The organism is Arenimonas sp. (assembly GCF_044353605.1).
Lineage (GTDB): Bacteria > Pseudomonadota > Gammaproteobacteria > Xanthomonadales > Xanthomonadaceae > Arenimonas.
Genome location: NZ_JBILBO010000035.1, coordinates 1 through 10,921 on the forward strand (window position 1 = coordinate 1; position 10,921 = coordinate 10,921).

General features: G+C 52.9%; 13 protein-coding genes. 7 read left to right on the top strand and 6 right to left on the bottom strand.

The features are described 5' to 3' along the window. A partial coding sequence (locus ACIQ1A_RS09585; RefSeq protein WP_395770847.1) for an SOS response-associated peptidase family protein occupies window positions 1–338 on the top strand: 338 nt, incomplete at its 5' end. A gap of 220 nt (window positions 339–558) precedes the next feature. Continuing rightward, on the top strand, window positions 559–927 hold the full coding sequence (locus ACIQ1A_RS09590) for a hypothetical protein (protein WP_395770848.1): 369 nt from the start codon (window positions 559–561) through the stop codon (window positions 925–927). A 39-nt stretch (window positions 928–966) separates the two neighbouring features. Here the strand turns inward: ACIQ1A_RS09590 and ACIQ1A_RS09595 are convergent, their stop codons facing one another. After that, window positions 967–1,824, bottom strand: a complete 858-nt coding sequence (locus tag ACIQ1A_RS09595) for a PA4780 family RIO1-like protein kinase (RefSeq protein ID WP_395770849.1) — start codon at window positions 1,822–1,824, stop codon at window positions 967–969. Between the two features lie 96 nt (window positions 1,825–1,920). Here ACIQ1A_RS09595 and ACIQ1A_RS09600 point away from each other — a divergent pair, with 96 nt between their 5' ends. Beyond that, window positions 1,921–2,361: a DUF411 domain-containing protein gene (locus ACIQ1A_RS09600; RefSeq protein ID WP_395770850.1), complete on the top strand. Its 441-nt coding sequence runs from the start codon at window positions 1,921–1,923 to the stop codon at window positions 2,359–2,361. Window positions 2,362–2,374: 13 nt separating this feature from the next. Here ACIQ1A_RS09600 and ACIQ1A_RS09605 read toward each other — a convergent pair whose 3' ends face one another. Both ACIQ1A_RS09605 and ACIQ1A_RS09610 read right to left on the bottom strand, forming a co-directional pair. Next, complete coding sequence (locus tag ACIQ1A_RS09605) at window positions 2,375–3,313, bottom strand: metallophosphoesterase (RefSeq protein WP_395770851.1); 939 nt, start codon at window positions 3,311–3,313, stop codon at window positions 2,375–2,377. A gap of 158 nt (window positions 3,314–3,471) precedes the next feature. After that, the gene (locus ACIQ1A_RS09610; RefSeq protein WP_395770852.1) at window positions 3,472–5,019 is read right to left on the bottom strand and encodes a DNA cytosine methyltransferase; all 1,548 of its coding nucleotides are present in this window, start codon (window positions 5,017–5,019) and stop codon (window positions 3,472–3,474) included. 222 nt (window positions 5,020–5,241) lie between these two features. Here ACIQ1A_RS09610 and ACIQ1A_RS09615 point away from each other — a divergent pair, with 222 nt between their 5' ends. Beyond that, window positions 5,242–6,396 carry an MvaI/BcnI family restriction endonuclease gene (locus ACIQ1A_RS09615; RefSeq protein ID WP_395770853.1) on the top strand — a complete coding sequence of 385 codons (1,155 nt, stop codon included), beginning with the start codon at window positions 5,242–5,244 and terminating at the stop codon, window positions 6,394–6,396. A gap of 133 nt (window positions 6,397–6,529) precedes the next feature. Continuing rightward, entirely contained in the window at window positions 6,530–7,078 is a 549-nt protein-coding gene (locus ACIQ1A_RS09620) for a YaeQ family protein (protein ID WP_395770854.1), read from the top strand. Window positions 7,079–7,088: 10 nt separating this feature from the next. Here the strand turns inward: ACIQ1A_RS09620 and ACIQ1A_RS09625 are convergent, their stop codons facing one another. Beyond that, entirely contained in the window at window positions 7,089–8,726 is a 1,638-nt protein-coding gene (locus tag ACIQ1A_RS09625) for an NAD(P)/FAD-dependent oxidoreductase (protein ID WP_395770855.1), read from the bottom strand. Between the two features lie 109 nt (window positions 8,727–8,835). On the opposite strand from ACIQ1A_RS09625, the gene ACIQ1A_RS09630 reads away from it, so the two are divergent. Further along, entirely contained in the window at window positions 8,836–9,051 is a 216-nt protein-coding gene (locus ACIQ1A_RS09630; protein WP_395770856.1) for a hypothetical protein, read from the top strand. A 105-nt stretch (window positions 9,052–9,156) separates the two neighbouring features. Further along, a complete protein-coding gene (locus ACIQ1A_RS09635; RefSeq protein ID WP_395770857.1) occupies window positions 9,157–9,675 on the top strand; it encodes a hypothetical protein in 519 nt (172 codons plus the stop codon). A gap of 33 nt (window positions 9,676–9,708) precedes the next feature. On the opposite strand, the gene ACIQ1A_RS09640 is transcribed toward ACIQ1A_RS09635, so the two are convergent. Beyond that, window positions 9,709–10,131: a hypothetical protein gene (locus tag ACIQ1A_RS09640; RefSeq protein WP_395770858.1), complete on the bottom strand. Its 423-nt coding sequence runs from the start codon at window positions 10,129–10,131 to the stop codon at window positions 9,709–9,711. A 336-nt stretch (window positions 10,132–10,467) separates the two neighbouring features. Then, window positions 10,468–10,921: DUF3429 domain-containing protein (locus tag ACIQ1A_RS09645; protein ID WP_395770859.1), on the bottom strand; the 454-nt coding region annotated here is incomplete at its 5' end.

The following is a 10,921-nucleotide window of genomic DNA, read 5'->3' on the forward strand; positions in this document are numbered from 1 at the left end:
AGCAACCGTATTACCTACGCCCGGAACATCCGCACGAGGTGCTGTGGGTCGCCGGGCTATGGGAACCGAAACACCCGCTGCTGACCGACGGCAGCGAGGGCAGCTTCACCATCATCACCCAAGCGGCTGAAGGCATCCCGGCCGAAGTGCATTCGCGCATGCCGGTATTTCTGGAAAAACGCGAGGTGGACGACTGGCTGGGACTTGGCAGCGGCCCGTCGATGCCGTTCCTGCTGACCCGTAGCCTGCCGGCCCTGAAGTGTTTTCCGGTCGCCAAGCGCGTCAACAAGGGCGTGGATGACGATGCCGGCCTGATTGAGCCGATTGCGCCGGTGTGAAAATCCCCCTGCCCATCGGGGCCATGGCATTGAATCCCCCTGCCCTTCGGGCATCCCATTTGAATCCCCCTGCCCTTCGGGCATCCCCCTTTCAAGAAAGGGGGACGAAATCCGTGATGTTCTCCTCCCTTCCCCAGAAGGGAGGCCGAGAGGGATGGGTGGGGAGTTTTCACCTGGCATTGAAGGGGGGCCGCCTTACAATGGCGCAAAGGAGTTTGCCATGACCCGAATCATCCCCGCTCTCGCCGCTATCGCCCTTCTGAGCGCCTGCAGCGAACCGCCCAAGCACCAAATCGTGTTCACGCACGAGGACACCTGCAAGATCATCATCAACGACCTGCAATACGGCCAAGCCAACGAGACCGAACGCCACTGCGTGCGCGAGCCGGCCAGCGGCCCGGTGCAAGCCGTGACCGTCAATTTCCTGAGTGAAACCTGCAATGCCTACCGCTACAGCCGCACCGGCGAGCGCGAAGGCAGCGAGGGCGAGTTCGCGTTCAAAGCCGAAGAGAATGTGCCGAACCCCCGTTGCAATTTCATTCCGCAATACAGCGATGTGAACGTGCGCTGGGTGTTGAACCCGCAATAACATCGCCCTGCGATTTCAGGGGCAATTCATGAATTGCCTCTACGGTTCCTGCTCCGCCTCCTCGCGGCCCTGCTGGCGGATGATCGCTTCCTGGCGGGCATCTTCGATCGACATCAACACCGCATCCAGATCGGCTTCATGGCTGTCGAAGGTGAATTGTCCCGTCAACGGCGTGTCGGCCTGCAACTCACCCTTTTCATACAGCGCCCACATTTCCTCGCCGTAGTAGGTTTCGGCCAGTTCGGGCGCGAAACGGGCCAGGGTATCGCGCAGATTGTGCACGTCGCGCAGCAGCATGTCGCGGGCGGCGTTGTTGCCGGCGGCGCTGACCACCTGCGGAAAATCGATGATGACTGGGCCTTGCCCGGTGACCAGCACGTTGTATTCACTCAGATCGCCGTGAATCAATCCCAGGCTGAGCATACGCACCACATCGCGCACCAGCTCGGTGTGGTACCAGACGGCCTTTTCGGCATCCAGTACCACTTCGCCCAAACGGGCGGCGCTATAACCCTCGTCGTCGGTCACCAGTTCCATCAACAGCACGCCGTGGAAGAATCCGTGTGGGCGTGGCACGCTGACACCGGCATCGTGCAGGGCGTACAGCGCATCCACTTCGGTGTTCTTCCAGGCCGTTTCCTGTTCCTTGCGCCCGAATTTGGTGGCCTTGCCCATGGCACGCATGGCCCGGCTGCCGCGCACCTTGCGGCCTTCCTGATACTGCACACGCGCCTGGAAACTGCGCTGGGCCATGTCTTTGTAGACCTTGGCACACAGCACCTCGTCGCCGCGCTGCACCACATACACCGCCGCTTCCTTGCCGCTTTTCAGCGGCCGCAGCACGCTATCAATGATGCCATCGTCAATCAGGGCCTGCAGGCCTTGGGGAGTTCTCATGCCGCTATTATCGCCGATGCCAGCCGGACGCGCCGACCTTGACACCGGCGCCACTGAATTTGGCTAGACTATGGCAAATCCCGCACGAGATCCGCCATGAAACGCAGCCTGCCCTTGACCGCCCTGTTCCTGTTCTGTTTTCTGGCCGGTGTGGCCATGGCGCAATCCGCGCTGAGCATTACCGTCAACAAAACCCCGTATTGCGGCTGCTGCAAGCAATGGATGGCGCATCTGCAGGCCAACGGCTTCATGGTCAGCGGCAAGGATGTGGACGATACCGCGCCGGTGCGGGCCAGCCTAGGCATGCCGGCCAAGCTCGGTTCCTGCCATACCGCGGTCATCAACGGCTATGTGATTGAAGGCCATGTGCCGGCCGAAGACATCAAGCGCCTGCTGAAGGAAAAACCGAAAGCCGTGGGCTTGGCAGTGCCGGGTATGCCGCTCGGATCACCGGGCATGGAGTCGGCCAATCCGCAGCCTTATGAAACGCTGTTGGTGATGAAGGATGGTTCGACGAAGGTGTGGGCGAAACACTAACTCACTTATTGCCTCAATTTGAGGCAATAAAACCGCTATTTTGCAGCTCACTTTCGCCATTCCAGCGATACGCCACCAGCGGCCCGCCCTTGCCGGCCGAATAGTCTACACAGGCCACCTTCGGGCTGAGTATGGACGGTGTGCCTTTCATCCAGTAGTGACCGATGAAAATGGGCGTACCGGAAATCGGCTCAAGCAGCAAATCAGTGGGTATGGGCTTCCAGAGCAGTGATTCGGGCATAGCACCTTCTACTATGGCGACTTCATGCATGAACTTGGCGTCATGCTTCCACCACTTGATGCGCGCCTGTTTGCGCGTATGACCGTTATGATCAGTGAAGTGCGCTCCCTCCGGCAGGTCAATTTCGCGACCTTTGCATAGGCCATCCAACGCATGGTAAAGGGGATGCGGCCCGCCTTTCCAAGCAGTCTTGTCGAGCGCGTAGCAGAGCTGATGATTGTTAATTCCACCACGCCCAAAGGCATGGCAAATCACATCGTTTAGGTAGCTTTCGTCCCACATGGCATGGACAACCCGAATCCCCTCCAACTCCAGATAAACCGGCAATGTTCTGAACCATTCCACCATTTCCCGGTGTAGGTCGCTGTCCTCGCCCACCTGATCCAAGAAGGTTTGATGCTGAGCCCGGTTTTTCTCGCTGCGGGGCCGGATACGGGCGAAATAGTCGTCCGGGTGCGGGGTAGCGAATCCGATGGCGTTCAGCTCATGATTTCCCAGAATACAGTAGGCATGGCCCCGCTCCATCATGGCCCTAACCGCCATTACAACCTTGATTTGTTCCGGCCCGCGGTCAATCAAATCCCCAATAAAAACGGCCTTTCGGCCGTGTGGTGGTACCCAATAAACTCCGTTGTGCTCGTACCCTAGCTTAACCAGCAAGCGCTCGAGCTTGCCGTAATGCCCGTGAATGTCTCCAATAATGTCGTACATGGCTTCTCCTTATTTCCTATAGCCACATTATCGCAAGGGAGTCTCAAAGCCTGAGAATAAGTCAAAGTAAACAAATATAACCCCAGTTTCAAAGAGCTTTTGATGGGAGATGTGCTGGCCATGATTTTGGCAATAAATAAATGATTTTTCGATAAATATTACTCAATTTTATCAAGCAATCTCTTAACTACACTGCCAATTGCAAAACCGAGAAGCGGCGGAACAGCATTACCAACTTGCGTATATTGCGGAACTTCATATTTCCGCATTTGGCCGCCTGTTGTAACTTTAGATTTAAATACGAAACCATCTGGAAATGACTGTATGCGAGCCATTTCTCTAACCGTCAAGGTACGGAGCTCCTGGCTGTCATAGTGACAGACATCATCAGGAATTGATAAGGCAGCTGACGCAGGCGAACCTGACTTTAGAGCCTTTTGAGTTAATTTTTTAGTTCCATGATTAGTTAAAAATGATTCGAACTCAGACTTCTGCTTGAATTTTGATAACTTTCCACTCTCCATTAGAAATAATTCATTTTTTAATTCGCCCCAAGCCTCGCCTGAAAGCGAAAAACTAATCCCTTTAAGAATTGACACAACTTCTTTGCTTACACCTTTGCTACAACCTGAAAGCACCTGATATAACCTAAATCTTCTCTTAACAAGTTCATTATTTGATCTTGGTTCGTGGTTTCTTAAATTTTCAGAACTAGCCGAACGCTTAAAAAGCTTATTTAGGCTCTCAACAAACGCAGACTTGTCTGATGATGAATTGAACTTTAAATCATCAAGAGCATCCTTAACTGAAACTTCATTTTTAGCTGATACAAATTCAGATAGAAATGATTTTTTATATAAACCCAAGTGATCTTTATTTGTTACGTCAAAACAAACAAGATCATCAATTACAACTTGTTTTCCTTCATTAATATTTTTATAAAAAGCAAATGAAGAATCGAATAAACTTAATTCTTCATTATTGAATTTTTTAATCATTCGAGGGTACAAATCGGCCCTAATTGAAATCATCAGAAACCTAGGCCTGTTCTGAGGAACACCTACATATCTAGCATTAAGATGCAAGCAAAGTGGAATATACCCTTTCTTAGCGAAAGCCTTAGCGACCTCAAACCAAGCGTAAAACTCTTCATCATCGTCTCGAAATGCATGCAAAATCCCAGAAACATTCTCAAGAACAGCAATTCTTGGCTTAACCAATCCAACAAAAGTTGCAAATTCCCAAGGCAATCTGTTTTTGTCACTATCTTTCTGCCTAAGACCTGCCATGCTGAAGCTTTGGCAAGGGGGGCCGCCTGATACCAAATCTACATCGCCATTAATTGTAATTTCTTGTAGTATTTTTTTATTCTTTAAAAGAATCTTATTTAAATGAATAATATTACCAATTACCAGCTTGTTATTAAGGCTAAAATCTTTATAAACTTCTTTACTTGGCTCTGGGAAAGTAAATGGATTTTCTCTGAGTCTGGACTTTAAGGATTTATAATTACTACTTATCCAAATTACATTTTTTGGAAATTCGTTTAAATTAGCAAGTCTCTCTAGGTCTTCACCAAGGAAATTAAAAGCAAATGATTCTGCCGCCATTGGAGAAAGCTCGTTTGCAAAGATCAACTTAAATCCAGCGCGCTCAAGTCCAAGCGACATTCCGCCGCAGCCAGCAAAAAGTTCAATGTGATTCAATTTCGTTATTCCTTTCAAAACAAACTAAATTCTAAAGCATTGATTGTTAAAAGTCCAGGCCCAAAACAAACAGCATGACAAGGGCCATTTAAAGGCTAATTAAGTATAGTATTCTCATATACTTAGAAAGTATTGAATTTTCTGAATTTAGGTTCAGAAAGTATGAATCTAGCCGAATATCTAACAATGAAACATAATCAGTACATTTATTGAAAAATCAAAATGAACTATCAATTTAAAGCAGAGAATAATATCAAGTTTCTGGTCTCAATCGGGATTGAAACAGCCACCTTCACCCCAACAGCAACCGGCTTGGAAAAATCAATTCTTGACGCCACCATCCCTGTAAGATTTTTATTTGAGAGAAATAATTTCCATGATTATGAGAGCCAAGAACAGGGCTCTGAAGGCAAGGTTATAAAAAAGGCATTTTTTGTAAGCACGACGATAGATGAGTGCAAGCTGAGCTTATATCGACCAAATACAAAATCCGGCGATCCTAGAATGTGGTTTTCCAACCTAAAAGGATTTGCAAAACCTGAGGATGTAATTGCTATTTTGTTTTATAGAGATAGCCCGCATTTAATTAATCTCAGCAATATTGATTTTTCTCAATTGTCAGCCAGTAGTGAAATATTAAAGCTACTTAATCGCCTATCACAGCAAAAAAACTCTGCTGCAGAAGAGCTTCTATTAGAGCTTCAAAAAATAGCTAAAGCACCACTTGCTGCAATTAAGAAAGGTGACACGGCAATTGGTCACTCGATTGAAACAGCATTAGGAATTTCCGCTAACTCAAGTAGAAGCCCTGACTTTAAAGGCATAGAGATTAAGTCCGGTCGATCACAGAGAAACCGTACAACACTGTTTGCACAAGTTCCGAACTGGGATATAAGCACACTAAAAAGCAGCAGGGAAATACTTGAGAATTTTGGCAGAAGCAAAGGAACTGACTATAGACTTTATTGCACGTTATCTAGCAAACAAGCCAATAGTCACGGTTTATTCCTTAAATTTAATAACAATGAAAGATTAATGCAAGAATGGCATAGCTCATTTGGTCATGTTGCGAGTTGGAACGAAGAAACTTTAATTGAAAGATTGCTTTCTAAACACAAAGAAACATTTTGGATTGATGCGAGCGTCGAAAGAATTAATGGTGTCGAATATTTTAACTTAAGATCAGTAGAGCACACCAAAAATCCTGTTGCCACTCAATTAATGCCTCTTATTACTGAAGGCATAATTACTATGGATCATTTAATCAAAAAAAGTGGCGCATCTAAACCTAAAGTAACTGAAAAAGGGCCGCTATTCAAAATTCATAAATCAAATCTTGACCTATTATTTCCTAGCAGAATTAAATATCACCTTTAAAACTCTTCAATTTAAGAGTAAATCTGAAACCGCCAGAAATTCTAGAAATAAGTTCTATTAAACATAGTCGCAAATATATTTAGCCAGTTCGTTTTAGTAGGTGAGTTACACTAAACTCTTTTTGGATACCCCCATGGCCGCCCCCAACGCCACCGTCTACAAGTGCGAACTGCAGGTCACCGACATGGACCGGCACTACTACGCTAGCCACAACCTGACCCTGGCCCAGCACCCCTCGGAAACCGAGCTGCGGCTGATGGCCCGCCTGCTGGCCTTCGCCCTGTTCGCCGAGGAACGCTTGGAATTCGGCCGCGGCCTGAGCACCGACGAAGACCCGGATCTGTGGCTGCGCGACTACACCGGCGATGTGGAGCTGTGGATCGATCTGGGCCAGCCGGACGAATCGCGTGTGAAGAAGGCCTGCGCGCGTGCCAAACGGGCGGTGGTGCTGGGCTACAACGGCAACGCCTTCGACATCTGGTACGGCAAGAACGAAAACGCCCTGCGCCGCTTCAAGAACCTGACCGTGGTGGCTCTACCGGGCGACGCCATGGACGCGGCCTGCGCCCTGTTGCAACGCGGCATGCGCCTAACCGCGATGATTCAGGACGGCGAACTGCAGCTGATGAGTGAATCGGAAAACGTGACGATGCGGCCGGTGTGGCTGCAGAAACCCGAGTAAGCCACGGCTTCTAGCCCAGCAGATCCTTGGCCACCGCTTCGGCCACCTTGATGCCGTCCACCGCGGCCGACAGAATGCCGCCGGCATAGCCTGCGCCCTCGCCGGCCGGATACAGACCGGCGGTGTTCACGCTTTGCAGGTTATCCGTATTGCGCTTGATGCTGATTGGCGATGACGTGCGGGTTTCCACCCCGGTCAATATCGCGTCGTTCATGGCAAAGCCGGCAATCTGCTTGTTGAATTCGGGAATGGCTTCGCGGATGGCGTCGATGGCGAAGGCCGGCAGCACATCGGCCAGGTTGCACAGACGCACGCCGGGTTTGTAGGACGGCTCCACGCTGCCCAGCTGGCTGGACGGCACATTGCGCAGGAAATCGCCGACCAATTGCGCCGGCGCGATGTAGTCGCCGCCGCCGAGCTCGTAGGCGCGGCTTTCTAGTTCACGCTGCAGATCGATGCCGGCCAGCACATGGCCGGGGTAATCGCGGGCTGGATCGATGCCGACCACGATGGCGGCATTGGCGTTGCGCTCGTTGCGCGAATACTGGCTCATACCGTTGGTGACCACCCGGCCGGGCTCGGACGTGGCCGCCACCACCGTGCCGCCGGGGCACATGCAGAAGCTGTACACGCTGCGCTGGTTCTTGCCGTGGTGCACCAGTTTGTAATCAGCCGCACCCAGAATGGGGTTGCCGGCGTTCGGGCCGAAACGGGCCTTGTCGATTACCGACTGTGGATGCTCGATGCGGAAGCCGATCGAAAACGGCTTCGGCTCGATATAAACGCCCTCATCGAGCAGCATCTGGAAGGTATCGCGGGCACTGTGGCCGATGGCCAGCACCACATGCCGGCTGTGCAGTATCTCGCCGGAAACCAAACGTACGCCGGTCACCCGGCCATCTTCCCGCAATAGTTTTTCCACGCGGCTGCCGAAGCGGATTTCGCCACCAAGGGCGATGATCTCGGCGCGGATTTTCTCGACCATGCCGACCAACTTGAAAGTGCCGATGTGCGGCTTGCTGACGTACTGGATTTCTTCGGGCGCACCGGCTTTGACGAATTCGGTGAGTACTTTGCGGCCGTAGTGGTGTTTGTCCTGGATCTGGCTCCACAGCTTGCCGTCCGAGAAGGTGCCTGCACCGCCTTCACCGAACTGCACGTTCGATTCGGTGTTCAAGGTCTGCTTGCGCCACAGGCCCCAGGTGTCCTGGGTGCGGATGCGCACGTTCTGGCCGCGTTCCAGCACGATCGGCTTCAATCCCATCTGCGCGAGAATCAAAGCCGCCAGAATGCCGCAGGGGCCGAAACCGATGATGACTGGGCGTTGCTGCCCTGCCAGCGGAAAGCCTTCAGGCGCATGCGCCACGAATTTGTAAGTGGTGTCGGGGCTGGGCAGAATTTTGGTGCTTTCGGGGTGGGCGGCCAGCACCCGCGCACGTGCGGCTTCGCTCAAACTCACATCTAGACTGTAAATCAACAGAATCGCGGTTTTCTTGCGGGCATCGTAACTGCGCTTGAACACCGAAATATCGGAAATTTCGGCATCGCTCACTCCCAAAGCCGCCACCACCGCCCGCCGCAGGTCGGCTTCGCTGTGGTCCAGCGGCAGTTTCAGATCGTTCAAACGCAGGGTGCGGGTTTCAGACATGCGGTAATTTTACCCTGTGTCGGCGATGGCCGTCGCCAATCTCAGGATTTGAGACAGGCCCGGTGTTCAATGGCATCACCCCAAACTACGCCCGCGCAAAGGACTCCCCGTGACACCGCCCCGCACTGATGCTGAAATCGCCGCCCTGTCCGGCATGGATGCGGCTACGCAACACAGCTGGCAGCGCTGGTGGGCGTTTCGCGATGCCTGCAAAGCCCATGGCCGAAGCGCCTGGGTTTGGATTAAAATTGCGCTGAAACACGGCGCCATTGCCGTCTATCTGGGCATCCTGTTGAACATCGTGCTCACCTTTGCCGGATTCTGATTGACTTGATTTTGCAACACGGTTGGCCCACGCACGGGCCGGGCGGATTTATCCCGACTTGCCGGGCCCAGCGCATCGCTAAACCGGCTAAACAGGAGCAATGTCATGACGCATGTTCTCGATGCAGAAGCAGTTCTCGCCGTTCTCGACCAGCGGCCGCAGCCTGCAATAACCCGCTTGCGCCAACTCAATGCCGAGCGTAAAGAGCCGCGTTATGCGGTGGCCACACTGGTGGGCCAATGGCACAGGAAGTTCCCATTGGATTACCGCAAGCAATTCGGTCAGGCGGTTCCGGACTGGATCTGGGTGGAGCATCCGCAGACCATCATCGATCTCAGCAAGCTGGCGATGCGTGAGCGCCGTCTGCTTCCGGATTGCTCACCGGAGCCGCCGAGCGAGCTGCAGAAAACGCAGAAAAAATATCTGGACCTGATTTCCGCGCTTGAGGCCCGTATGCTTGAATCCGCAATCGGCTTACCCTGTCCGGAATACGATGAATGGCTGCGTCTGCACTACCGGCTGCATGCGGTGGAGACCGATGAAATCGCCCGCTCGATGGCCAGGCATCCGCAATTAACCCGGGAAACCGGCGAAGAAATGGCCAGGGCTTTTGGCTTTCTCTGACTTGAAGGGGAAGGCTTTGGCAGTCACGGCGGTTTACTTCTGCTCGATCCGTTCCACTTCCGCTTTCAGACCGCTTTCCATGCCGTCCATCAGTTGGTTCATGGTGTAGTCCAGCTGCGATTTCGACGGATACCAGGTCTGCAGCTTGCCGATGCGATCATCGAACTCGGCCTCGGCGAAGTAATCGGTGGGCGGATTGCCGAGCTTGCTGCTGACCGAATAATCCATGCGCATGGCCTGGGTATCCATGGCCAGGCAGAACAGATAGGCGTCACGCGACTTGGCGGTGTCGTAGCAGCTTTTGATTTTGGCCACGGCGCCGCTGATGCCGCTGTCGCGGTACACCGAGAAAAAGGTGCCGGTGGCGTTGATGGCGATTTGTTGGGTAGCGGAAGCCGCGGAAGCCGGCAAAGCGGCAACCAACAGGCTGGCGGCGAGAACAAGGGGTTTGAGCATGGCAGAGCCTGCAATTCGGGGACAGCCTCTAGCATAGCCCAATCCGGCGCTAGCTCCCTGTGCCCAAGGTCATGGCGGTTTTCACACGGCTGTCATTTCGGATTCGTAAAGTAAGCATAAGGCTTCGGCCAATTTGCTCCCCCTCGGATTCCTAACCCGAATCCTTCTGCCGCCCCGAGGCGGCTTTTTTTTGCCCGCGCCACAGGCTGTCATAAAACGGTCATGGTCCGGTGACATTCTGTGTCCGGGCCGCGGCTTAGACACCCGCAGCCTACTCTCTTTGGATTGATGGCTTCCAAACATCACCCTTCCCGCCCTTTGGGCGGTTTTTTTTGCCTACATTACGGCCACAGCCATGCTCAGTAGGCACAGCGACACCGCCGCGCTGGCCTGCAGGCGCAGGCGGTAGAACCATTCGGGAATCAGTTCGGCAGCACGCAATCGGCGGTCAATCAGCACTAAGGCCAGAAATATCACCACCAGCAGGCGGAAGGGGCCGGGGCCAGCCGGCAGCAGCAAGGCGCCCCAGGCCGCCAAAGCCAGCACATTGCTGCTGATCAGTAGATTGATCGGCGCTTTATCCCCATGGAACAGATGCACCGCCCAATGGATGCCGGCGATGAAGGCGGCGATGACCGCACCATAAGCTGCAGTCCATTCCCGCCACGGGGCGGCCTCGGGGGCCAGCACCTGCCCGGCCAAGCCCGCGGCAAACGGCAAAATACCGGCAAAGGTCAGCAAGCGCGCAGTTCCAATCGAATTCGGGGGCATACCGTCTCCTTGAGCAAGG

Bases quoted from the DNA above. Each gene is read 5' to 3' on its own strand.
- ACIQ1A_RS09590 (WP_395770848.1), top strand. From the start codon at position 559: ATGACCCGAATCATCCCCGCTCTCGCCGCTATCGCCCTTCTGAGCGCC.
- ACIQ1A_RS09595 (WP_395770849.1), bottom strand. From the start codon at position 1,824: ATGAGAACTCCCCAAGGCCTGCAGGCCCTGATTGACGATGGCATCATT.
- ACIQ1A_RS09600 (WP_395770850.1), top strand. From the start codon at position 1,921: ATGAAACGCAGCCTGCCCTTGACCGCCCTGTTCCTGTTCTGTTTTCTG.
- ACIQ1A_RS09605 (WP_395770851.1), bottom strand. From the start codon at position 3,313: ATGTACGACATTATTGGAGACATTCACGGGCATTACGGCAAGCTCGAG.
- ACIQ1A_RS09615 (WP_395770853.1), top strand. From the start codon at position 5,242: ATGAACTATCAATTTAAAGCAGAGAATAATATCAAGTTTCTGGTCTCA.
- ACIQ1A_RS09620 (WP_395770854.1), top strand. From the start codon at position 6,530: ATGGCCGCCCCCAACGCCACCGTCTACAAGTGCGAACTGCAGGTCACC.
- ACIQ1A_RS09625 (WP_395770855.1), bottom strand. From the start codon at position 8,726: ATGTCTGAAACCCGCACCCTGCGTTTGAACGATCTGAAACTGCCGCTG.
- ACIQ1A_RS09635 (WP_395770857.1), top strand. From the start codon at position 9,157: ATGACGCATGTTCTCGATGCAGAAGCAGTTCTCGCCGTTCTCGACCAG.
- ACIQ1A_RS09640 (WP_395770858.1), bottom strand. From the start codon at position 10,131: ATGCTCAAACCCCTTGTTCTCGCCGCCAGCCTGTTGGTTGCCGCTTTG.